This is a genomic window from Mycolicibacterium doricum, from assembly GCF_010728155.1.
Lineage (GTDB): Bacteria > Actinomycetota > Actinomycetes > Mycobacteriales > Mycobacteriaceae > Mycobacterium > Mycobacterium doricum.
In genome coordinates this window covers 1390333-1412308 of sequence record NZ_AP022605.1, presented here as the reverse complement: position 1 = coordinate 1412308, position 21976 = coordinate 1390333, and the positions used below count along the sequence as shown (strand labels likewise).

The following is a 21976-nucleotide window of genomic DNA, read 5'->3' as shown; positions in this document are numbered from 1 at the left end:
CGGGTCTCAGCCGCCGGCGATGCGCTCGGCCTGGCGGGCGGCGACGTCCAGGAACGTCTGCGGCAGCGAGCCCTCGGCAGGGATCTCAGGATTCATTGTCGGAAAGGCCATTCCGAACACGGCCATCGAGCCGGTGTTCTCGAATCCGAAGTACACACTGCTGTCGACACCGGCAAGTGTCATCGTCTGCCGGTACACCAACGCGTCTGGCCGCGCGCTGTCGATGCGGGTGGTGGTCATCGGGATACCCGCGTCGGTCGGGTCGAAGAAGGTCTCGAACTCCGCGCATCGTTCGGCGGTCTCGGCGAGGCGGTCGATGTCGAGCCGCCACGTGAGCACGGTCATCACCACGCGGGCGCCGTCATAGGCGGCCACGTATTTCGCGGCGCTGCCCGGGCCGCGCTGCGCACCGCGCTCGATCACCCGGGTCAGCGCGTCGGAGCACCCCTCGGGGCGTGACAGCATGGACGGCGGTCCCTCGGCCGCACCACCGTCACCGGGCTCGTCGACGATCCGGTCGTACTGCACACCGGGCGGGAAATCCGCTTGAGTCAGCACCACCTTCTCCAGCCGGGCACCGGGCCATGTCGGGCTGCCCGTCACCGTGGTGGTGCAGCCGGTCAGCACTCCGAGCAGCAGAAGTGCACACCGCACCGCACGCCACCCGGTCATGTGCTCAGGCTAGCCGGGTGAAGACGGTCGGGCGCGGCGGCGGTCCGGCGTCGACGAGGTGCAGGAGGGCGTCGACGTCGAGGTGGTTCTGCAAAAGCTCGGCCATGACGTCGAGTTGTGCGTCGCGACGCGCGGAGACGTCGGCGTCGTCGGCCACGACGAATCCGGACCTGCCCGCCGCCGCAGCGGCGTCAGTGAGCCAGGTTCGCCGGAACTCGTCGTTGTCGAACAGGCCGTGCCAGTGGGTGCCGAACACCGCATCGCGCCGCACGCCGATTCCGGCCCAGTCCTCGGCTCCGCAGCGGACGACCTGTCCGTGGTGGATCTCGTAGCCCTGCAGCGGGCTCGTCCAGTGTCGCAACGTCTTCTCGGCGGCGAATGCGATGTCGGCGTCGATGAGCCCGAGGCCTTCCACCCGTCCCACCCGTGATTCGACAGGGTCGTCGATGTCGCGGCACAGCATCTGGAACCCGCCGCAAATTCCCAGCAGCGGCCGGCCCGCCCTGGCGTGGGCGGAGATCGGCTCCGCCAATCCGCTGGCGCGCAGCCACTGGAGGTCGGCGACGGTGGCCTTGGTGCCCGGTAGCACGACCACGTCCGCGCCGGCCACGTCGGCGGGGTCGCTCACCCACCGCACCGCCACACCCGGTTCGCACGCCAACGCCTCGATGTCGGTTGAGTTGGAGATCCGCGGCAGCCGCACCGCCGCCACCTGGAGGCCTTGGCTACCGCGCGGGGGCGTCGGGCGCCCCATGGTGCGGCCCGCGATGACCGACACCGAGTCCTCGGTGTCCATCCAAAGCTCGTCGTTGTACGGCACCACCCCATAAGTGGGGCGGCCCGTCAGGTCGCGGAGTTGATCGAGGCCGGGGTCGAGCAGCGTGGAGTCGCCGCGGAACTTGTTGACCACAAACCCCGCGACCAGTGCCTGGTCGTCGGGATGCAGCACCGCGACGGTGCCGAAGAGGTGGGCCAGCACCCCGCCGCGGTCGATGTCGCCCACCACGATCACCGGCAGGTGCGCGCGACGTGCCAGTCCCATGTTGGCCAGGTCGGTGCCACGTAGGTTGATCTCCGCGGGGGAACCCGCGCCCTCGCAGAGCACGACGTCGAAATCGGTTCTCAACGAGGCGAGTTCGTGGGCGATCACCTCGGCGAGCCGGTTGCGGTGGGTGAGGTAGTCCTTCGCGCTGACGGTACCGGCCACCCGGCCGCGTACGACGAGCTGCGAGGTGCGGTCACTGCCCGGCTTGAGCAGCACCGGGTTGAATCGGACGCTGGGGTCCAGCCCCGCGGCGCGGGCCTGCATCGCCTGGGCGCGACCGATCTCGCCGCCGTCGACGGTGACGACCGAGTTGTTGGACATGTTCTGCGCCTTGAACGGCGCGACGCCGACACCTTTGCGGGCCAGCAGCCGGCACAACCCGGCCACCACCATCGACTTGCCGGCGTCGGAGGTGGTGCCGGCGACGAGGAGCGCCCCGCCGGTCACGCGGACGGCCTCACAGTTGTGTGAGGATCTCGGCGCCCGTGTCGGTGACCACCAGCGTGTGCTCGAACTGGGCCGTCCACTTGCGGTCCTTGGTGGCGACGGTCCAACCGTCGTCCCAGATCTCGTAGTCGAGGCCGCCGAGGTTGATCATCGGTTCGACGGTGAACGTCATCCCGGGTTCCATGACGGTCTCGACGGTCGGCTTGTCGTAGTGCAGCACCACCAGACCATTGTGGAACGTCGTGCCGATACCGTGCCCGGTGAAGTCACGAACGACGTTGTAGCCGAACCGGTTCGCGTAGGCCTCGATGACCCGCCCGATCACCGACAGCGCACGGCCGGGTTTGACGGCATTGATCGCCCGCATGGTGGCCTCGTGGGTGCGCTCGACGAGCAGGCGGTGCTCCTCGGAGACATTTCCGGCGAGGAACGTGGCGTTCGTGTCACCGTGCACGCCGTCGATGTAGGCGGTGACGTCGATGTTGACGATGTCACCGTCCTCGATCACGGTCGAGTCGGGGATACCGTGGCAGATCACCTCGTTGAGCGACGTGCAGCAGGACTTGGGGAAGCCCCTGTAGCCCAGCGTCGACGGATACGCGCCGTGGTCGACCATGTACTCGTGGGCGATGCGGTCCAGTTGGTCGGTGGTCACGCCCGGAGCGACGGCCTTGCCCGCCTCGGCCAGCGCGCCGGCCGCGATACGTCCGGCGACGCGCATCTTCTCGATCACCTCGGGTGTCTGCACCCACGGTTCGTTGCCCTCGACGGCGGTCGACCGCCACACGTACTCCGGGCGCGCGATCGATTTGGGCACCGGCAGTGTGGGAGACAGCTCGCCGGGACGAAGGGCGGTGCGCACAGACATGCACCTAGGATAGCTAGCAGAATGTCAAACGCATGATCGTGACAACCGCCGACGCCATGGAGTGATTGCCGCGCGGCACACTGCACCCTGAGTTTCGCGGCACCCTGAGTTTCGCGGTACTCGACCGCCGGTAATCAGCCGAGAAATCGCGGACGCCGCAGCCAGCCGGTCTGCGGGCCGCGGACGTCGACCGAACCCCACATGACCTTGCCGGTGAGCACCACGTGCGGGCGGCCCTCCGCGGGCACATCCCGGCGGTGGTCGGTGGCACTGCCGACGATCACCTCGACGTCGTCGATCGAGGCGCTGGCCCCGTGGGGCAACCGAAGATCGAGCCCGCCGAACTTCAGGTCGAGTTCGATGACGACCATGGGGCCGGCGAACCGTGCACGGGTCAGGTCGAGATCGATCGACCCCATCCGGCGGTGCAGCGCCAGCCGGGTCGGCACGATCCACTCCCCGTGGCGCCTGAGCGATCCGAACACCCCGCGCAGTTCGACCCGGTCGGTCGCGGAGGTGACGATGGCCCCGGGCCCGGGCAGGTCGGTGACCAACGCGTCGAGATCCGAACGCAGTCGCGCCTGAGAGACGAGCGCCGAGCGCTCCTCGAACTCCTCGATGTCGATGAGGCCGAGGGCCACGGCGTTGTGCAGCCGCCGGAGTGTGCCGTTGCGGTCGGCGTCGGAGATGCGCATCGGCGCGCGGTCGGGACGCGCGTCACCGTTGTCGGCCGGGGTGGTCATAGCCCCTTCAGGCTACTCAGGCCAGGTAGTCCGCGGGCAGTCCGTCGAGCATGCCGCGCACCATCCGCACCGCGTACTCCGAGCTGCCTCCCCCCACGATCAGCGCGGCGAACGCGAGGTCCCCGCGGTACCCGGCGAACCAGGAGTGCGAGCCGCCGGCGAACTCCGCCTCACCGGTCTTCCCGCGCACGTCCCCGGCGCCGGCGAGGTCTTTGGCGGTGCCGTTGGTCACCACCAGGCGCATCATGGGCCGCAGGGCTTCGACCACCTCGGGCCGGACGGGGCCGTGCTGGCCGGTGACGACCGTGCCGCGGCCCTCGATCAGCCGGGGCACCGGGGTCTGGCCGGCCGCGACCGTCGCGGACACGAGCGCCATCCCGAACGGGCTGACCACCACCTTGCCCTGACCGAATCCGTCCTCGGTGCGCTCCGCGAGGTTGACCGTGGGCGGGACCGATCCGGACACCGTGGGGATGCCCTCGACCACGTAATCGGGGCCGATGCCGTACTGGGCGGCCGCTGTGGTGAGGCCGCGTGGCGGCATACGGCTGGCCAGTTCGGCGAACGTCGTGTTGCACGAACTGGCGAACGCCCGCGACAACGGCACGGTGCCGAGGTCGAACCCGCCGTAGTTCGGCACCGTGCGGTGACCGATGTCCATGTGCCCCGGGCAGCCGAGCAGCGTGTTGGGGGTGGCCATATCGCGTTCGATGGCAGCGCCGGCGGTGACGATCTTGAAGGTTGACCCGGGGGGATACAGGCCCATGGTGGCCAGCGGGCCCTCGGCGTCGGCGGCGGCGTTCTGCGCGACGGCGAGGATTTCGCCGGTCGAGGCCTTGATCGCGACGATCATCGCCTGCTTGCCGGTGAAGTTCACCGCGTTCTGCGCGGCGGTCTGCACGGCGCGGTCGAGGCTGATCGTCACCGAAGGGGCGGGGTCTGCGGGCACCTCGTTGAGGACGTCGACGTCGACGCCGTTCTTGTTGACGGTGACCACCCGCCACCCCGAGCGGCCGTCGAGATCGTCGGCGACCTCTTTCTTGACCTCGTTGACGATGGCGGGTGCGAACCCGTCGTCGGTGGGCAGCATGTCGAGCTGCGGCGTGATGACCACGCCAGGTCGCGGCCCGAGCACGCCGGCCACCCTGTCGTGGTCGGGCTGATTCAGCATGATCAGGCTCATCGGCTCGGCCATCGAGGACGCCTGTTCGGCGAGACGCTGCGCATCGATGGTCGGATTGAAGGGACGCAGGACGTCGGCGACCACCCGGGACGTCGCCATCAGCTCGGCGCCCGCCGCCTTGGCGTCGAGAGCGAGGTGGTACCGGTACCCGGGCACCAGAACGTTGGTACCGCCCCGCTCGTTCACCGACGCCCGCGGCGGCGGGTCTGCCCGCAGCGCGAACGACTGGTTCTCACCGAGTCGCGGGTGCAGACCCGTTGTGGCCCAACGCACTTCCCAGCCGCCTTCGTCGCGCACCATGTTCAGCTGACCGTCGTAGGTCCAGGTGCGTTCCTTGGGCAGATGCCAGGTGTAACGGTAGGCGATGCTGCCGGTGTCCTCGGCGTACCGCGACCCGATGATCTGCGCGTCGAGGTGCGTGGCCTGTAGGCCCGCCCATGCCTCGTTCAGCGCGGCGCGGGCTTCGGCGGGCCGGTCGGCGAGTTCGGCGGCCGCCGCGGTGTCGCCGGTGGACAGTGCGGCGAAGAACTCCTCGGCCGCGGGTTCGGGGCCGTCGGGTTTGGGGGTGCAGCCACTGAGGACGAGGCTGCCGGAAACCGTGGCCACCGTGAGCAGACAGGCCACCCTTGTTGCTGCTGAGGTGTTAGTTGCCATCGTGACAGATGGTAGGGAAGTGGTCGACGCTTTCCGGGGAGGCGCACCGTGACGCCGCCGTGATGACTTCGTGGCCCTCAGACCCGGGCACGCAACACGATCTCGAATCCGCGCCGGAGCTGTTCCTCCGAGCCGACGATCACGTCGAGTAACGGCGCGGTCAGCGTAGCCGCCGCCGTCAGTCGAGAAGCACGGTGGCGAACGTGCCCACCTGACGGAAGCCGATCCGGGCGTAGGTCGCCCGGGCCACCGTGTTGTAGCTGTTGACGTAGAGGCTGGCGATCCGTCCGCCGCGTACAACGGCGGCCGCGAGCGCCGCGGTGCCTGTCGTGCCCAGGCCGTGGCCACGCCGGTCGGGATGGACCCAGACCCCTTGGATCTGGCCGACCGCCGGCGACTGCGAGCCGACCTCCGCCTTGAACACCACCTCACCGCGTTCGAACCGCGCCCACGCGCGGCCGGCTGCGATCAGCCCGGCGACCCGGCGCCGGTAACCGCGGCCGCCGTCGCCCGCCCGCGGGTCGATTCCGACCTCGCCGATGAACATGTCGATGGCCGCCACCAGGTAGGCGTCGAGTTCCTCGATCCGCACCGGGCGCACCGCTGGGTCGACAGGGCTTTGCGGAGCGGCATCGAGAGCCATCAGCGGTTGGTGGTCGCGGACGTCCCGCGCAGGCCCCCATACCCGTTCCAAGCGCCGCCACATCGGCATCACGAGTGCGGCCCGCCCCACCAGCGAGGAGCAGCGCCTCGCGCTGCTGGTGGCCTTGTCAGCGAAGGCCTGCATGTCGGCGGGCTCACCGCGCAGGGGGATGAGGTTCGCGCCCGCGTAGCACAGCGAATCGGTGGGGCGCCGCAGCGCCCACAGTTCGCCGCCGATCGCGCTGGGTTCGATGCCGTGATCGGCGACCCGGGATGCGACCATGCACGCACCGACCGGGTCGTCGTCGAGCACGCGCTGAACCGCGGCGACGTCGCGCACCACCGAGACCCGACGGTCGTCGGCGAGGCGGAAGAGCGGCGGAGCCGACATCGCGATACTGCTTTCTGCTGGACCGAGGCGGTGACAGCACACACCGCGTCGACATTCAGCTTACGGTCACAACCGGTGAACCGCTGGCACTTCCTTCGGGGCTGTCGCCGGCGCGGTCCGACTGGATCTCGGCCGCGATGCGCATGGCCTCTTCGATCAGGGTCTCGACGATCTGCGCCTCGGGCACGGTCTTGATGACCTCACCCTTGACGAAGATCTGGCCCCTGCCGTTGCCCGAGGCCACCCCGAGATCGGCTTCACGGGCTTCACCAGGACCGTTGACGACACAGCCCATGACGGCGACGCGCAACGGCACATCCATACCCTCCAGGCCTGCGGTGACCTCGTTGGCGAGGGTGTACACGTCCACCTGGGCGCGTCCGCACGACGGGCACGACACAATCTCCAATCCGCGCGGCCGCAGATTGAGCGACTCGAGGATTTGGTTGCCGACCTTGACCTCTTCGGCGGGCGGCGCCGACAGCGACACCCGGATGGTGTCGCCGATACCCTTGGACAGCAGCGCGCCGAATGCGACCGCGGACTTGATGGTCCCCTGGAAGGCCGGCCCGGCCTCCGTGACACCGAGGTGCAGCGGGTAGTCGCTCTGGGCGGCCAACAACTCGTAGGCCGCCACCATCACGACCGGATCGTTGTGCTTGACGCTGATCTTGAGGTCGCCGAACCCGTGCTCCTCGAATAGCGAGGCCTCCCACAGTGCCGACTCGACCAGCGCCTCGGGGGTGGCCTTGCCGTACTTCTGCAGGAACCGCTTGTCCAGCGATCCGGCGTTGACACCTATCCGGATGGGGATACCGGCGTCTCCGGCCGCCTTGGCCACCTCCTTGACGCGGCCGTCGAACTCCTTGATGTTGCCCGGATTGACGCGCACCGCGGCACATCCGGCGTCGATCGCGGCGAAGATGTACTTCGGCTGGAAGTGGATGTCGGCGATGACCGGGATCTTCGACTTCCTGGCGATGATGGGCAGCGCGTCCGCGTCCTCCTGCCGTGGGCACGCCACCCGGACGATGTCGCAGCCCGAGGCCGTGAGTTCGGCGATCTGCTGCAGGGTCGAGTTGATGTCGTGGGTTTTGGTGGTGCACATGGACTGGACCGAGATCGGATGGTCACTGCCCACTCCGACGTCGCCCACCATCAGCTGACGGGTGTTGCGCCGCGGTGCCAGCACCGGCGGCGGTGCTGGCGGCATACCAAGCCCGATGACGGGGCCGGAAGTCATGAGGTCTCCTATTGGAACAACCTGATCGGGTTGACCAGGTCAGCGGTCACGGTCAGCAGCATGTAGCCGACCACCACCACCAACACTACGTAGGTGGCGGGCATGAGCTTGAGATAGTCCACCGGCGCCGCGGCCACCATGCCGCGTGCCGACCGGATGACGTTGCGGACCTTCTCGAACACGGCGATGGCGATGTGCCCGCCGTCGAACGGCAACAGCGGGACCAGGTTCACCGCGCCGAGGACGAAGTTCAACTGGGCCAGGAAGAACCAGAACGCCACCCACAGCCCGGCGTCGACGGTGTCACCGCCGATGATGCTGGCGCCCACGACGCTGATCGGCGTCTCCGGATCTCGCTCACCACCGCCGATGGACTCCACCAGCGCGCCGACCTTGGTGGGGATCTTGGCCAGCGACTTGCCCAGCTCGACGGCGAGGTCGCCGGTGAAGGCAAATGTGGCGGGCACCGCCGACAGCGCGTTGTGCTGGGTGGGCCCGAACTGGGCGGCGGCGATGCCGATGGCGCCGACCGTGGTCGGTTGGTCAGCCTCGCCGGTGAAGCGCTGGGTCTGGGTGACGTCGACCACCTTGGTGAGTGCTTCGCCGTCCCGCTCGAGCACGATCGGTGTCGGGCCGGAGGACTTCTGCAGCGCCACCCTGGCCTCGTCGAAAGTGGCGACGTCGGTGTCGCCGACCCGGACGATCACATCGCCGGCCCGGATGCCGGCTTCCGCCGCCGGCCCGGGCCCGGTGCATTCACCCAGCTGGTCCTCGCTGATCTGCGATGCGACGCAGCCCGTTTCACCGACGATGGCGGCGGTCGGCGGGTTCAGGTTGGGCAACCCCCAGATCACGGCGATGGCGTAGATGAACACCAGGCCGATGACGAAGTTCATCCCGGGGCCGGCAGACAGGACGGCGACGCGCTTCCACACCTTCTGGCGGTACATGGCGTAGGGCCGGTCCTCGGGGGCGAGTTCCTCGGCGGAGGTCATACCGGCGATGTCACAGAAGCCGCCGAGCGGTACGGCCTTGACGCCGTACTCGGTGCTGCCAAGCCGGTTGGGCCGCCGGGTCGACCACAGGGTGGGACCGAAGCCGACGAAGTACCGCCGCACCTTCATCCCGGTGGCCCGCGCCACCCACATGTGGCCGCACTCATGCAGGGCCACCGACACCAGGATGGCCAGTGCGAAGAGCACGATGCCGAGAGCAAACATCATCTGGTGACTAACCCTTTACTCGGAGGTGTTGCGGCCCGCTCGACGGCGCGCCCTGCGTGTTCCCGAGCCCAGCGCTGCGCGTCGAGGACCTCTTCCACGGTAGCTGGTTCGGCGGCCCACTGGTCGGCAGCGCGCAGGACCTCGGCGACGGTCTCGACGATCCGCGGGAACCGAATGCGGCCGTGGAGGAATGCCGCGGCCGCCTCCTCGTTGGCGGCGTTGTAGACCGCCGGGAGGCTGCCGCCGCGCCGGCCGGCCTCACCGGCCAGTTGGACCGCTGGGAACACTTCGTCGTCGAGCGGGAGGAATTCCCAGGTCGACGCGGTGGTGAAGTCGCAGCCGAGCGCCGCGCCGGGGATCCGGTCGGGCCAGCCGAGCGCCAGGGCGATCGGAAGTTTCATATCCGGCGGGCTGGCCTGGGCCAGCGTCGAACCGTCGGTGAAGGTGGCCATCGAGTGCACGACCGACTGCGGGTGCACGACGACTTCGATGCGGTCGTAGTCGATGCCGAACAGCAGGTGCGTTTCGATCAGCTCGAGGCCCTTGTTGACCAAGGTGGCCGAGTTCAGCGTGTTCATCGGGCCCATCGACCAGGTCGGGTGTCTGCCCGCCTGTTCGGGGGTGACGGACTGCAGCTCCTCGGCGGACCAGCCGAGGAACGGTCCGCCGGACGCGGTGAGCACGAGCTTGGCGACCTCGTCGGCACTGCCACCGCGTAGGCACTGGGCCATCGCCGAGTGCTCGGAGTCCACGGGCACGACCTGCCCAGGCGCGGCGTCACGCAGCACCAGCGGTCCGCCGGCCACCAGCGACTCCTTGTTGGCCAACGCCAGCCGAGCACCGGTCGCCAGTGCGGCCAGTGTCGGCTCCAGCCCCAGCGCGCCGACCAGCGCGTTGAGCACCACATCGGCGGGTGTGTTCTCGACCAGGCGCGTCACCGCGTCGGATCCGGTGTAGGCGACGTCGCCGATCTGTTCGGCGGCCCGGGGGTCGGTGACGGCGAGCGCGCGCGCCCCGGTCGCGGCGCGCTGGCGGGCCAGCAACTCGGGGTTCGCCCCACCGGCGGCCAGCCCGACCACCTCGAAGCGGTCGGGATTGGCAAAGATCACGTCCAGCGCCTGGGTGCCGATTGATCCGGTACTGCCCAGGATCAGCACCCGAAGTCTTGTGCCCACGGGGCCATTGTGCCGCCTGCGGCACCGACGGGCCATTGTGCCGCCTGCGGCACCGACGGGCCATTGTGCCGCCACATCGAACCGCACGGTGGATGTGACGGGAATGTGACGCCGCGCCCTGAGGCCCATCCGGATGCGGGGCACGGCCGAATCACCCGCGTCAGACGTCGAGGCGGCTCCACCGCTTCGAGATACGGCGGCACGAGGCCGCACCGGATGAAGGAGACAGTGTCGATGAATACGACGTCGAGCAAGACCACGTTGGCCAGCACCACCCGTCCGCACCCACGCCGCAGGACGATGGCCGCCGCCGGCCTGAGCGCCCTGGCGATCCTGGGCGTCGCCGCGTGCTCCAGCGAAGAGACCGCGAGCAACGCCTCCTCGGCGTCGAGCGCGGCCTCGTCGGCCGTCGAATCCGCCACCTCTTCTGCGCCGACGTCGAGGGCGGCCGCCGACCCCGCCGCCAACCTCGTCGGTTCGGGCTGCGCGGCCTACGCCGAGCAGGTGCCCAGCGGGCCGGGTTCGGTCGCCGGGATGGCGCAGGAACCGGTGACGGTGGCGGCGTCGAACAACCCGATGCTCAAGACGCTCACGCAGGCGCTCTCCGGTCAGCTGAACCCGAACGTCAACCTGGTCGCCACCCTCGACGGCGGCGAATTTACGGTGTTCGCGCCCACCGACGATGCGTTCGCCAAGCTCGACCCCGCCACCGTTGAGACGCTCAAGACGGATTCGGACCTGCTCACCAGCATCCTGACCTACCACGTCGTGCCGGGACAGGCCGCCCCGGACCAGGTGCCCGGTGACCACAAGACCGTCCAGGGCGCCAACGTCACCGTCACAGGTGAGGGTGAGGCCCTGAAGGTCAACGGGGCTGGACTGGTCTGCGGCGGCGTGCAGACCGCCAACGCCACGGTGTACCTCATCGACACCGTGCTGATGCCGCCCGCCAACTGACGCATCCCGCCCACGAAACCCAACCCGTAGAACAAAGGAGAAAGACAAGATGAACCTCAACGTCAATCGCGTACTGGGCGCAGGCTTCGCGGCGGTCGCCGCCGCCGGGCTGTCCCTCGGCGTCGCCGCCACCGCCCAGGCGCAGCCGGCGGCCGGACTGGTGGGCCCGGGGTGCGCGGCCTACGCCCAGCAGGTCCCGCAGGGCCCGGGCTCGGTCGCGGGCATGGCGATGGATCCGGTGGCGACAGCCGCGTCCAACAACCCGCTGCTGACCACCCTCACCAAAGCCGTTTCAGGACAACTGAATCCGCGGGTGAACCTGGTCGACACCCTAAACGGGGGCCAGTTCACCGTGTTCGCGCCCACCGATGAGGCGTTCGCGAAGATCGATCCCGCCACGATCGAGCGGCTCAAGACCGATGCGCCCCTGCTGACCAGCATCCTCACCTACCACGTGGTGCCGGGACAGGCCGCTCCGGACGCCGTGGTCGGCACCCACAAGACGGTGCAGGGCGCCGACGTCACCGTCACCGGTCACGGTTCGGAGCTGAAGGTCAACGACGCCTCGGTGGTGTGCGGTGGGGTGAAGACCGCCAACGCCACGGTGTACCTCATCGACACCGTGCTGATGCCGCCCGCCAACTGACGGCGACCGAAGGGCAGCCCATCCCTACCGGATGGGCTGCCCTTGCGGCTGTGAGCGGGCTGGGAAGTGCTCGATCCAGTGCCGTGCTATGTCGACCCGCCGGGTGATCCACACCTTGTCGTGAGCCTGTATGTGGTCGAGGAAGCGTTCCAGCGCCGCGGTCCGAGCCGGCCGCCCGACCAGCCGGCAGTGCAGCCCCACCGACAGCATTTTCGGGCTCCCGGCCGCCCCCTCGGCGTAGAGCACGTCGAAGGCGTCGCGCAGATGCGTGAAGAACTCTGCGCCGCTTGGGAAACCGCCCGGGATGGCGAACCGCATGTCGTTGGTGTCCAACGTGTAGGGCACCACCAAGTGGGCGCCTCCGCCCACCGTCGTCCAATACGGCAGGTCATCGGCGTAGGAGTCCGAGTCGTAGAGGAAGCCGCCGTGCTCCACCACGAGCCTGCGCGTCTGCGGCGAGTCTCGACCGGTGTACCAGCCCACCGGTGGGTGGCCGGTCAGTTCGGTCAGCAGCGCCACCGCCTGCCCCATGTGCGCCCGCTCGACGTCGGGATCGACGAGTTGGTAGCTGATCCAGCGCAGACCGTGACAGGCCACCTCGTCACCGCGCTCGGTGAACGCGGCGACCGCCTCGGGATTCCGCGCCAACGCGAGCGCCACCCCGAACACCGTCAGCGGCAATCCACGGCGCTCGAAGATCCGTAGCAGCCGCCACAGTCCCGCGCGTGAGCCGTATTCGTATAGCGACTCCATGCTCATGTGCCGGTTCGGAAACGGCTGCGCCGCAATGATCTCCGACAGGAAAGTCTCCGACACCGGGTCGCCGTGTACGACGGAGCTCTCGGCGCCCTCCTCGTAGTTCAGCACGAACTGCACCGCGATGCGGGCGTCGCCGGGCCACTGCGGATCAGGAGGTCGGGAACCGTAACCCACCATGTCGCGCGGATAGTCCTCGACGCCGGCAGCCATGGGAGGATTGTGGCAGGCCGTCCGGGGCTGTGCCGGGTACGGACCGGTCACAGTTCCGTCATCGGCGCCGGGTTTCCCGCCTCGGGCATCGGGGCAGATCCAAGGTCATGCCCACGGTGTTGTGGTTCCGCCGCGATCTGCGGCTGCGCGATCTGCCTGCACTGGTCGATGCGCCGCAAGGCGGCGGTGAGGTGCTCGCCTGCTACGTCCTGGACCCGAGACTGCACAGGACGGCGGGTCCGCGCAGGCGGCAGTACCTGCACGACGCACTGCGCGAGCTGCGCGAGCAGCTCGGCAGCCGGCTGCTCGTAATGTGCGGGCGCCCGCAGGAGAGGATTCCTCGCAGTCGTGAAGCGCATCGACGCGTCGGCGGTGTAGGTCTCCGATGACTTCACCCCTTTCGCACGGCGGCGCGACGAGGCCGTCCGCAAGGCGTTGGGCGACATCGTCCTCGGAGCGCCCAGTTCCCCCTACATCGTGTCGCCAGGGCGGGTGACCAAGGGCGACGGGACGCCGTACGGGGTCTTCAGCCCGTTCTTCGACGCCTGGCGCAGACACCGGTGGCGCGCGCCTGCACACAGTGGACCGGAGTCGGCGACATGGATCGACCCGACGCACCCGACGACCCGCGATATGCAGACCGAGATTCCCCACGACGGCACGCCCTTGGACATACCCTCGGGGCGAGCGGGCGGCGGCGCAGCACTGGCAGGCGTTCGTCGCCGACGAACTGGACGGTTACGCCGACCATCGAAACCGCCCGGACCTCGACGTCACCAGTCGAATGTCGGCGCACCTGAGATTCGGCACGATCCACGTCCGCACGATGGTCGGTGACCTCGGGTGCGGCGACGGCGCCCAGTCGTATCTGCGGGAGCTGGCGTTTCGCGCCTTCTACGCAGCGGTGCTCTACGAATGGCCGCGTAGCGCGTGGTGGAAGTGGAACACCGGTTTTGACGGCATCCGGGTCGACGAGGGGACGACGGCCGAAGAGCGCTTCGACGCGTGGAAGCGCGGCCGCACTGGCTTCCCGATCGTCGATGCCGGGATGCGTCAGCTCGCCGGGGCCGGCTGGATGCACGACCGGGTCCGGATGATCGTGGCGTCGTTCCTCGTCAAAGACCTTCACCTGCCGTGGCAATGGGGGGCGCGCTGGTTCCTCGAGCAGCTGGTGGACGGCGATATGGCCAACAACCAGCACCGAACCGAAGGGGGTGGCCGACGTACACATGACACATGACACGCTCACCGCCCACGAAGGCTTCCCCTACCTCAACCAAACCGCCCTACAACTCCGCAGACTCGACCACAACCAGTTGTTCGACACGCTTTAGGGATCGCGCCGGTTACGACACACCGTCGTATGCCAGAATGAGTGCAGTTGAGTTCCGACTGTGAGGAGCACCCGTGGCCAACACCGAGGTGGAACGACACACCGGCGTCGACGTCGAGGACGTGCCGTCCGCGCAGTGGGGCTGGAGCAAGGAGAACCCGCGGGTCATCCACATCTCACTGCTCTTGGGCGCCGCGTTCCTGCTGGCTATGCTGCACGGAAACCACGTCGGCAACGTCGAAAACGCCTTCCTTATCGGGTTCGCCGCGGTACTGGTCGGCTGGGTCGCCCGCGACTGGTGGTTGCGCCGCCGCGGCTGGACGCGCTAACGGCCCGGGGAGATCGGAGTCTTTGGGGCGGCAACCGCAGCACACCAGCGAATCGGTGGCCCCCACCCGCACCACGCGCAGCTCCGTGCACGTCGGATGATTGCCTCAGCGTTACACTTTTCCCTCTATTCGTACCGTCTGCATTCAATCGCCGAACCGCATCGGCCTTCAGGGATGGCCGAGCGGCGCCGGCCGTGGTAGCGCGGCGGGGCACATCGGTCAGGGGCGCGCGCCACAATCGGATTGACGCGCAACCCAGCATGAAGCCGGCACGTGGCAGATTCGACGGCTGGCCGAACGTCTGGTTCACCAACGCCCCGTAACGCTGCCTCCAACCACCGCCCAGACCGACGAAATGGTAGGAAGCTCCCGCACTTTCACGCCAATTTGTTCGTTTGGGCGCCCCCGCAGCGCGAGCCCGGCGCAGATGCGGTTTAGCCTTCGGCGGCCAATTGGCCGCACGCCGCGGCGATCTCGCGACCACGGGTGTCACGCACGGTGCAGGACACCCCACACTCACGGACCCGGCGCACGAACTCCCGTTCGGTGGGCTTGGGGCTCGCGTCCCACTCGCTGCCCGGTGTCGGGTTGAGCGGTATGACGTTGACATGCGCCAGCGGCCCGAGCGCGCCGTGCAGCCTTTTGCCGAGAAGCTCGGCGCGCCACGGCTGGTCGTTCACGTCGCGGATCAGCGCGTACTCGATCGAGACCCGGCGGCCGGTGACGTCGGCGTAGTGGCGCGCCGCGTCGAGCGCTTCGGAGACCTTCCACCGGTTGTTGACCGGGACCAGGGTGTCGCGCAGTTCGTCGTCGGGTGCGTGCAATGACAACGCCAGTGTGACGTTGAGCCGCTCGTCGGCAAGCTTGCGGATCGCCGGCGCCAGACCGACCGTCGACACGGTCACCGACCGGGCAGAGATCCCGAAGCCGTCCGGTGGGGGTGCGATGATGCGGCGCACCGCGGCGATCACTCGGTTGTAGTTGGCGAGCGGTTCACCCATGCCCATGAACACGATGTTGGACAGCCGCCCGCCGCGCGCGGCCGGGGCAATCCCGTCGCCATCGCGGTCACGCAACTCCACGGCGGCGGCACGCACCTGCTCGAGGATCTCGGCCGTCGACAGGTTGCGTTGGAGCCCGCCCTGCCCCGTCGCACAGAACGGGCACGCCATACCGCAGCCTGCCTGCGACGAGATGCACACGGTGTTGCGGTCGGCGTAGCGCATGAGCACCGACTCGAAGGAGGTCCCGTCCACCGCCCGCCACAGCAACTTGCGGGTCTCCCCCGCGTCGGTCTCGATCTCACGGACCGCGGTGAGCAGATCGGGGAACAACGCCTCGGAAACCTGATCGCGCACCGCAGCGGGCAGGTCCGTCATCTGCCGTGGGTCTGCGGTGAACCGGCCGTAGTACTGGTTGGCCAGCTGTTTCGCCCGGAACGCCGGTAGCCCGAGTCCGGCCACGGCGGCAGCGCGGCCACTGTCGTCGAGATCGGCGAAGTGCCGCGGTGGCTTACTGCGTCGCGGCGCGCCGAATACCAAAGGCAGGGAGTCGGGCATTGCCGCCAGTATCCCACCTGCGGCGGGGTGCCCGCTCAAGCCAGCAGTGTCAGCACGCTCCAGGTGGCGACCGCCGACGGCAGCATGCCGTCCATCCGATCCATCATTCCGCCGTGGCCGGGCAGCAGGTTGCTCATGTCCTTGATGCCGAGATCACGCTTGAACTGCGACTCGACCAGGTCGCCGAGCGTGCCGGTGATCACCAGCATCACCCCGAGCGCGACTCCGGCGTACCAAGGCTTGTCCAGCAGGTAGACCACCGCCAGCACCGCGGCCGTCCCGCCGAACAGCAGCGATCCGACCAGGCCCTCCCAGGACTTCTTCGGGCTGATGGCCGGGGCCATCGTGTGCTTTCCGAACAGGACGCCGGCCACATACCCGCCGATGTCGGAGAACACCACGCCCAGCATCAGGCAGAACACCCGGTTGGCGCCGTCGTCGGGATAGATCAGCAGTGCGCCGAAACTCGCGAACAGCGGCACCCACGTCGCCAGGTACGCCGCGGCGGCGATGTCGCGCGAATAGTTCTGCGGTGCCTGGTTGAGACCTTGGCCGACCAGCCGCCAGATCATGCAGACGACGACGGTGCCCGCGAACCCGCCCAGTGCTCCGGCCGGCCCGAACGGCCAGGTCAACCACAACGTGGCCTGACCGCCGACCAGTAGCGGGATCAGCGGCATCCGGTAGCCGGCCTCGGTCAGCCGGCTACTCACCTCGTAGGTGCTGACGGCGACGGCGGCGGCGACCAACGCGAGCCACAGGTAGGGCGCGAACAAGAGGATGGCGATGAGCCCGCCGCCGAGCACCACACCCACCGTGATGGCGGCGGGAAGGTTGCGCCCGGCACGCGACGGCTCCTTCTGCGGCTCGTCGACCGGTGTTTCTGACACGGAACCCGCTTGCTGCTGTAGGCCTAGACCTCCAGCAACTCCCCCTCTTTGTGCTTCACCAATTCGTCGATCTGGCTGGTGTAGGTGTGGGTGGTCTTGTCGAGGTCCTTCTCGGCACGGCTGACCTCGTCCTCCCCGGCTTCGCCGTCCTTCTTGATGCGGGCCAGCTCTTCCATCGCCTTGCGGCGGATGTTGCGCACCGACACCTTGGCGTCCTCACCCTTGGCCTTGGCCTGCTTCACGAGGTCGCGGCGACGTTCCTCGGTCAGCTGGGGGATGGAGACGCGGATGATGTTGCCGTCGTTGGTGGGGTTGACGCCAAGGTCGGAGTTGCGGATCGCGTCTTCGATGTTGCGGAGCTGGTTGGCCTCGTAGGGCTTGATCACCACCATGCGCGCCTCGGGCACGTTGATGCTCGACAGCTGGGTGATCGGGGTGGGGGCGCCGTAGTAGTCGACGTTGATCCGGGAGAACATGCCCGGGTTGGCGCGGCCGGTGCGAATCGACGACAGCTCGTCACGCGCCACCGACACCGCCTTCTCCATCTTCTCTTCGGCATCGAAGAGCGTTTCGTCGATCACTGTCTTTCTCCCGTCGCTATGTTCGCCCGGCGTCGCGGCACCCGTTCAGGTGGTGACCAGTGTTCCGATCTTCTCACCGGCGACCGCGCGGGCGATATTGCCGTCGACGAGCAGGTTGAAGACCAGGATCGGCATACCGTTGTCCATGCACAGCGAGAAGGCGGTCGCATCGGCGACCGCCAGCCCGCGATCGATGACCTCGCGGTGGGTGATGGCCGTCAGCATCTGGGCGTCCGGATCCTTGCGGGGGTCGGCGGTGTAGACACCGTCGACGGCCTTCGCCATCAGCACCACCTCGGCGCCGATCTCGAGGGCCCGTTGTGCGGCGGTGGTGTCGGTGGAGAAGTAGGGCAGGCCCATGCCCGCGCCGAAGATCACCACACGGCCCTTCTCGAGGTGGCGCACCGCACGCAACGGGATGTAGGGCTCGGCGACCTGACCCATCGTGATGGCCGTCTGCACGCGGGTGTCGATGCCTTCCTTCTCCAGGAAGTCCTGCAGCGCGAGGCTGTTCATCACGGTGCCGAGCATGCCCATGTAGTCGCTGCGGGTGCGTTCCATTCCGCGCTGCTGCAACTGCGCACCCCGGAAAAAGTTACCGCCGCCGATGACGACGGCGACCTGGACCCCGCTGCGGACCACTTCGGCGATCTGACGCGCCACCAGGTGCACGACGTCCGGGTCGAGACCCACCGCGCCGCCGCCGAACATCTCGCCGCCCAGTTTGAGCAGCACTCGAGAGTACAGCGGCCGGATCTCGCCGACTGCCGCGCCGGCGCCGTGGTCAGTGTTCGGCTCCGACATCAGATCCTCGGCTTCCTCGCTACGACGCGCCGGGCGCTTCCCCCAGGTGGCACACCCATCCTGCCTCATGCGGGCAGCCCGGTGCGGCAGGGGCGGTCGAACTCGCCCCGCGTCCGTTCCGCGAGGTGGGCGGAGACCAGGTCGAACGCCCAGCGCGTCGCCCCCGGCCGAGCGTTGCCCGCCCGGCGTATCGGTGGCGCCGCGCTGGATGTGTCCGAGAATGAACCCATGCCAACCCCGCACTGCTCGACACCCCGAACCTCGTCCTCGCCCCCCCACATCGCCACCGCCGGTGAGTCCACCGGCGACGAAATGGGGCTCCTCGCCGTCGACAACGTGGCCGCCGTGCTCGCCGGCCGGCCGGCGCTGAGCCCGCTCCGATGAGAATCGTTCTCGCGCCGGACTCCTTCAAGGAATCCATGAGCGCCGCGCAGGCCATCTCCGCCATGCGGGACGGGGTGCGCACGGTCCGCCCGGATGCCGAATGCGTCGGGGTCCCGATGGCCGACGGCGGTGAGGGGACCGTCGACGCGGTGGTGGAGGCGCTCGACGGCGAGCGGGTGACCGTGGAGGTGGCCGACGCGCTGGGACGGCCGGTGCGCGCGACCTACGGCTACGTCCCCGACCGGCGTCTCGCCGTGATCGAGATGGCCGCAGCCGCCGGGCTGGAACTGATCCCGCCTGCCGACCGGGATGTGTTGGTTGCCAGCACGTTCGGAGTGGGACAGCTGATCAGCCATGCGCTGGACCTCGGCGCCGCCGAACTCCTGATCGGCCTCGGCGGATCCGCCACCAACGACGGCGGCGCCGGTATGCTCACCGCGCTGGGCGTCGGGTTGCTCGACGCCGCGGACGCACCGCTGCCACCGGGCGGCGCGGCGCTGACCGATCTACACCGCATCGACATCGACGGCCTCGATCCACGGCTGGCGGGGCTGCGCATCCAGTTGGCATGTGACGTCACCGCACCCCTGCTCGGGCCGACAGGAGCCAGCGCCGTGTTCGGCCCGCAGAAGGGTGCCACACCTGCTGGCGTGGCCCGCCTGGAGGCCGCGCTGGGACGGTTCGCCGCAGTGGCCGGCGCCGCCCATGCCGACACGCCCGGCGCCGGCGCAGCTGGCGGTCTCGGTTTCGCGCTGCTCGAATTCTTGGGCGCCACCAGCCGTCCCGGTGTGGAGGTGGTGGCCGAGACCGTCGGGCTGGAACAGGCATTACGCGGTGCATCGTGGGTGTTCACCGGTGAGGGTGCGGTCGACGCGCAGACGCTGATGGGCAAGACACCGTTCGGTGTTGCGCAGGTGGCTGCCCGCACCGAAGCCCGGGTGGTCATCTTCGCCGGCCGGGTCGGGGCGGATGCGTCGGTGCTGTTGGACCACGGCGTGGACGAGATCGTCGAGATCACCGCAGCGGGTACGCCGCTGGCCGAGGCGCTGCGGACCGGCCCGCAGTCGCTGACGCGGGCCGCGGCCGACTTCCTACGCCGACACTACGGTTGTTGACCGAAGGTTGTTGACCGAAGGTTGTTGACCGAAGGTTGTTGACCGAAGGTTGTTGACCGAAATCCGGGATCTCGCGTCGACAACTGTAGTGGCGCCTTCCGGTTCAGGATTCCCCCGCCACGTCGGCGACCGGCAGGCCCGCGTGATGTGAGTGACAGGGCTTCGGCGGTGACGGCGGCAGGTCCAGCGCCGGATTGCCGTCGAAGAAGCCGACCGGCTTGAGGTGGAAACCGGTGTACGCACACGGCATCACCGGCCAGTCCTCCGGGCGCACGACATGGTGCGCACCGACGGTGTACCAGACCACGATGTCGGTGTCCTCGAGCGGAGCGTCGTCGGCGATGTACTGCGGCAGGCCCTGCATGTCGGCCGACTGGTACATGTAATCGCCTGCGGCGTACAGCTCCGCGGCGTCGTAGCGCGTCACCCACAGGTTGTGCTGGACAAACCGCGCCCGGTCGTGGATGTAGGAGCCCTCCTGCACCATCACCGGCACCACGTCCTTCGGCGTCAGCTTGTAGGCCACGGGGCTGCCCAGTTCGTTGCGCTTCGACGGGTTGGCGATCTTCCAGTAGCGCCCCGTCGACCAGTCCCAGTCCCGTGCACCGTCGGCCTCCGAGGCCACCAGGGTGTCGCGGGTGATCCATGCGTTGTGATGCGGGTTGAGCGCCGGATCCGGTTCGGGAATCGAGTCCACCTCGTAGACACTGTTCCCGGCACCGTCGATGCTCATGTCCAACCGGAAGTTGAAGAAGTGCTGGTGGTTCGGCCCGTAGACTCCCGGTGCGACCATCTTTCCCCAGCGCGGGTCTTCACCCTCGGCGACGGCGCCGGTGGTGAGCACCCCCGACAGTTTCACCTCGACCTCTATCGATGCGTCGTTGTAGAAGTACCAGAAGAAGCCGTACTCGTAGTTGCCGACGGTGCAGATCATCGAGATGACGAGCCGCCGGGACCGCCGCACCTCGACCTCCCCGGTCCGGAAGTCGGTGTGTTTCCACGAGATCCCGTAGTCCTCCTCGTGCATGCAGATGGCGTTGGGGATAGTGACGGCGGCACCGCTGGAGTCGTTGACGGTACCGTCGAAGTAGAATATCTCGCCCAGACAGTCACATCCGAGTGTCAGCGGGTTCGCCGAGAACCCCATGCCGACCTCACCCATGTCGAATACGTTCTTGTTCCAGTGCGTCGGCGCCGTATCGCCGTAGGGCACCACCATCTCCGACAGCGACGCCCGATACACGATCGGACGGGTTTGACCGCGGTCGGTGTAGGCGATCTCGTGCAGCACGATGCCTTCTCGAGGGGTGAAACCCACTCGCATCGACCACTTCTGCCACTGCACCCGCCAGCCGTCGACGGTGAAGCTCGGTCCGTCCGGTTGGGTGATTTCGATGGGTTTGACGTCGTCGCGGAACGCGGAGAACGCCGGGCGGTTGTTAGGATCGAACATGAACTTCTCGCTGTAGTTTCCCGCGGTGGGCGGGAACGGCACCACGCCGTGGTCCTCGATGTCGATCACTTTCATGGCATCGAGATCGAATGTGACGATCAAGCCCTCGACGGGCCGGGCGTATCCGTGTTCGGACGGCGCGGCCCGCATAAACGTCAGCGGTCGGCAGATCAGCGGAGAATTGTCGTAGTGGTCCTGTGGGCCGTAGTACCCGGCGGGCCACGGGTCGATCATCGCCAGGCTGAAATCGGTGACGCCGCGTTTGCGCATCGCCTCCTGCCAGCGCGGGTCCTCCCGCACCTTCTCCTCCACCCCGGTCATGTGTTCGACGAGGTAGGACGGGAATCGACCGGGTACCGGCTTCCACGCGTCGATGACGCGGGCACCGAGGTCGACGATCGCCTCGTAGACCAGTTTGGCGGCGGCGTCGTACATGGTGGCGAGCGCGCGGCGCGGGACCCGGCCGGCCCCCTCGAAGGTCAGCGCCGGAGTCTTGGCCGGCTCCGCCAGCGAAATCATCACGAATTTTATGGTGGCCGTGGCGTATTCGGAGTTCATGATGATCGCGGCCGCCGCCTCGATCTCAGCGCCGCTGAGCGGGTCGAGCGGATACGCGACTGCGCCGTCGGTGCTGTCGGACCGCAGGACGTTGCTGTTGACGGTCATAGGG

20 protein-coding genes and 1 pseudogene are annotated in these 21976 nt (G+C 68.3%); 6 read left to right on the top strand and 15 right to left on the bottom strand.

What is annotated here, in order from left to right; genetic code table 11:
- Window positions 1-6: 6 nt before the first annotated feature.
- The 9 genes from G6N07_RS07010 to dxr all read right to left on the bottom strand — a co-directional run bounded on the left by G6N07_RS07010 (window position 7) and on the right by dxr (window position 10322).
- Window positions 7-672 (bottom strand): hypothetical protein, encoded by a 666-nt coding sequence (locus tag G6N07_RS07010; RefSeq protein WP_085191093.1) that lies wholly within the window; start codon window positions 670-672, stop codon window positions 7-9.
- Window positions 673-676: 4 nt separating this feature from the next.
- Complete coding sequence (locus G6N07_RS07005) at window positions 677-2164, bottom strand: cobyric acid synthase (RefSeq protein WP_085191095.1); 1488 nt, start codon at window positions 2162-2164, stop codon at window positions 677-679.
- A gap of 10 nt (window positions 2165-2174) precedes the next feature.
- Window positions 2175-3032, bottom strand: a complete 858-nt coding sequence (gene map, locus G6N07_RS07000) for a type I methionyl aminopeptidase (RefSeq protein WP_085191097.1) — start codon at window positions 3030-3032, stop codon at window positions 2175-2177.
- Window positions 3033-3166: 134 nt separating this feature from the next.
- A complete protein-coding gene (locus G6N07_RS06995; RefSeq protein WP_085191099.1) occupies window positions 3167-3775 on the bottom strand; it encodes a DUF1707 SHOCT-like domain-containing protein in 609 nt (202 codons plus the stop codon).
- 16 nt (window positions 3776-3791) lie between these two features.
- Window positions 3792-5612, bottom strand: a complete 1821-nt coding sequence (locus G6N07_RS06990; RefSeq protein WP_085191101.1) for a penicillin-binding transpeptidase domain-containing protein — start codon at window positions 5610-5612, stop codon at window positions 3792-3794.
- 178 nt (window positions 5613-5790) lie between these two features.
- Entirely contained in the window at window positions 5791-6645 is an 855-nt protein-coding gene (locus G6N07_RS06985) for a GNAT family N-acetyltransferase (protein WP_085191102.1), read from the bottom strand.
- Between the two features lie 55 nt (window positions 6646-6700).
- Window positions 6701-7888, bottom strand: coding sequence for a flavodoxin-dependent (E)-4-hydroxy-3-methylbut-2-enyl-diphosphate synthase (gene ispG, locus G6N07_RS06980; protein WP_085191104.1), 1188 nt, complete (start codon window positions 7886-7888; stop codon window positions 6701-6703).
- Between the two features lie 8 nt (window positions 7889-7896).
- Window positions 7897-9111: a M50 family metallopeptidase gene (locus G6N07_RS06975; RefSeq protein ID WP_085191106.1), complete on the bottom strand. Its 1215-nt coding sequence runs from the start codon at window positions 9109-9111 to the stop codon at window positions 7897-7899.
- Window positions 9108-10322, bottom strand: coding sequence for a 1-deoxy-D-xylulose-5-phosphate reductoisomerase (gene dxr, locus G6N07_RS06970; protein ID WP_099050229.1), 1215 nt, complete (start codon window positions 10320-10322; stop codon window positions 9108-9110). Before dxr ends, G6N07_RS06975 begins: the two co-directional genes overlap by 4 nt.
- Window positions 10323-10520: 198 nt before the next feature.
- On the opposite strand from dxr, the gene G6N07_RS06965 reads away from it, so the two are divergent.
- Both G6N07_RS06965 and G6N07_RS06960 read left to right on the top strand, forming a co-directional pair.
- Entirely contained in the window at window positions 10521-11243 is a 723-nt protein-coding gene (locus G6N07_RS06965) for a fasciclin domain-containing protein (protein WP_085191192.1), read from the top strand.
- A gap of 49 nt (window positions 11244-11292) precedes the next feature.
- Window positions 11293-11889, top strand: a complete 597-nt coding sequence (locus G6N07_RS06960) for a fasciclin domain-containing protein (protein WP_085191110.1) — start codon at window positions 11293-11295, stop codon at window positions 11887-11889.
- Between the two features lie 24 nt (window positions 11890-11913).
- Here the strand turns inward: G6N07_RS06960 and puuE are convergent, their stop codons facing one another.
- The gene (puuE, locus tag G6N07_RS06955) at window positions 11914-12858 is read right to left on the bottom strand and encodes an allantoinase PuuE (protein WP_085191112.1); all 945 of its coding nucleotides are present in this window, start codon (window positions 12856-12858) and stop codon (window positions 11914-11916) included.
- Between the two features lie 107 nt (window positions 12859-12965).
- Between puuE and G6N07_RS06950 the strand changes: the two are divergent.
- Window positions 12966-14059: pseudogene (locus G6N07_RS06950) on the top strand (cryptochrome/photolyase family protein); the annotation flags it as partial.
- Between the two features lie 206 nt (window positions 14060-14265).
- Window positions 14266-14520, top strand: a complete 255-nt coding sequence (locus tag G6N07_RS06945) for a DUF2631 domain-containing protein (protein ID WP_085191114.1) — start codon at window positions 14266-14268, stop codon at window positions 14518-14520.
- Window positions 14521-14954: 434 nt separating this feature from the next.
- Here the strand turns inward: G6N07_RS06945 and rlmN are convergent, their stop codons facing one another.
- From rlmN to pyrH, 4 genes are read right to left on the bottom strand one after another with little or no spacing between them, the layout of a single operon-like run.
- Window positions 14955-16079, bottom strand: a complete 1125-nt coding sequence (gene rlmN / locus G6N07_RS06940) for a dual-specificity RNA methyltransferase RlmN (protein WP_085191116.1) — start codon at window positions 16077-16079, stop codon at window positions 14955-14957.
- Between the two features lie 35 nt (window positions 16080-16114).
- On the bottom strand, window positions 16115-16969 hold the full coding sequence (locus G6N07_RS06935) for a phosphatidate cytidylyltransferase (protein ID WP_085191118.1): 855 nt from the start codon (window positions 16967-16969) through the stop codon (window positions 16115-16117).
- A gap of 23 nt (window positions 16970-16992) precedes the next feature.
- On the bottom strand, window positions 16993-17550 hold the full coding sequence (gene frr, locus G6N07_RS06930; RefSeq protein ID WP_085191119.1) for a ribosome recycling factor: 558 nt from the start codon (window positions 17548-17550) through the stop codon (window positions 16993-16995).
- A 45-nt stretch (window positions 17551-17595) separates the two neighbouring features.
- A complete protein-coding gene (gene pyrH / locus G6N07_RS06925; protein ID WP_085191121.1) occupies window positions 17596-18354 on the bottom strand; it encodes a UMP kinase in 759 nt (252 codons plus the stop codon).
- 228 nt (window positions 18355-18582) lie between these two features.
- Here pyrH and G6N07_RS06920 point away from each other — a divergent pair, with 228 nt between their 5' ends.
- Both G6N07_RS06920 and G6N07_RS06915 read left to right on the top strand, forming a co-directional pair.
- Window positions 18583-18738 (top strand): hypothetical protein, encoded by a 156-nt coding sequence (locus tag G6N07_RS06920; RefSeq protein WP_235849753.1) that lies wholly within the window; start codon window positions 18583-18585, stop codon window positions 18736-18738.
- Window positions 18735-19853, top strand: coding sequence for a glycerate kinase (locus G6N07_RS06915; protein ID WP_085191123.1), 1119 nt, complete (start codon window positions 18735-18737; stop codon window positions 19851-19853). The genes G6N07_RS06920 and G6N07_RS06915 overlap by 4 nt, the downstream gene beginning before the upstream one ends.
- Window positions 19854-19956: 103 nt before the next feature.
- Here the strand turns inward: G6N07_RS06915 and G6N07_RS06910 are convergent, their stop codons facing one another.
- Window positions 19957-21972 carry a primary-amine oxidase gene (locus G6N07_RS06910; RefSeq protein WP_085191125.1) on the bottom strand — a complete coding sequence of 672 codons (2016 nt, stop codon included), beginning with the start codon at window positions 21970-21972 and terminating at the stop codon, window positions 19957-19959.
- Window positions 21973-21976: the final 4 nt, after the last annotated feature.

Excerpts from the sequence above, each read along its gene's own strand:
- G6N07_RS07010 (WP_085191093.1), bottom strand. The coding sequence starts at position 672 with ATGACCGGGTGGCGTGCGGTGCGGTGTGCACTTCTGCTGCTCGGAGTG.
- map (WP_085191097.1), bottom strand. The coding sequence starts at position 3,032 with ATGTCTGTGCGCACCGCCCTTCGTCCCGGCGAGCTGTCTCCCACACTG.
- G6N07_RS06995 (WP_085191099.1), bottom strand. The coding sequence starts at position 3,775 with ATGACCACCCCGGCCGACAACGGTGACGCGCGTCCCGACCGCGCGCCG.
- G6N07_RS06990 (WP_085191101.1), bottom strand. The coding sequence starts at position 5,612 with ATGGCAACTAACACCTCAGCAGCAACAAGGGTGGCCTGTCTGCTCACG.
- G6N07_RS06985 (WP_085191102.1), bottom strand. The coding sequence starts at position 6,645 with ATGTCGGCTCCGCCGCTCTTCCGCCTCGCCGACGACCGTCGGGTCTCG.
- ispG (WP_085191104.1), bottom strand. The coding sequence starts at position 7,888 with ATGACTTCCGGCCCCGTCATCGGGCTTGGTATGCCGCCAGCACCGCCG.
- G6N07_RS06975 (WP_085191106.1), bottom strand. The coding sequence starts at position 9,111 with ATGATGTTTGCTCTCGGCATCGTGCTCTTCGCACTGGCCATCCTGGTG.
- dxr (WP_099050229.1), bottom strand. The coding sequence starts at position 10,322 with ATGGCCCGTCGGTGCCGCAGGCGGCACAATGGCCCCGTGGGCACAAGA.
- G6N07_RS06965 (WP_085191192.1), top strand. The coding sequence starts at position 10,521 with ATGAATACGACGTCGAGCAAGACCACGTTGGCCAGCACCACCCGTCCG.
- G6N07_RS06960 (WP_085191110.1), top strand. The coding sequence starts at position 11,293 with ATGAACCTCAACGTCAATCGCGTACTGGGCGCAGGCTTCGCGGCGGTC.
- puuE (WP_085191112.1), bottom strand. The coding sequence starts at position 12,858 with ATGGCTGCCGGCGTCGAGGACTATCCGCGCGACATGGTGGGTTACGGT.
- rlmN (WP_085191116.1), bottom strand. The coding sequence starts at position 16,079 with ATGCCCGACTCCCTGCCTTTGGTATTCGGCGCGCCGCGACGCAGTAAG.
- pyrH (WP_085191121.1), bottom strand. The coding sequence starts at position 18,354 with ATGTCGGAGCCGAACACTGACCACGGCGCCGGCGCGGCAGTCGGCGAG.
- G6N07_RS06920 (WP_235849753.1), top strand. The coding sequence starts at position 18,583 with ATGCCAACCCCGCACTGCTCGACACCCCGAACCTCGTCCTCGCCCCCC.
- G6N07_RS06915 (WP_085191123.1), top strand. The coding sequence starts at position 18,735 with ATGAGAATCGTTCTCGCGCCGGACTCCTTCAAGGAATCCATGAGCGCC.
- G6N07_RS06910 (WP_085191125.1), bottom strand. The coding sequence starts at position 21,972 with ATGACCGTCAACAGCAACGTCCTGCGGTCCGACAGCACCGACGGCGCA.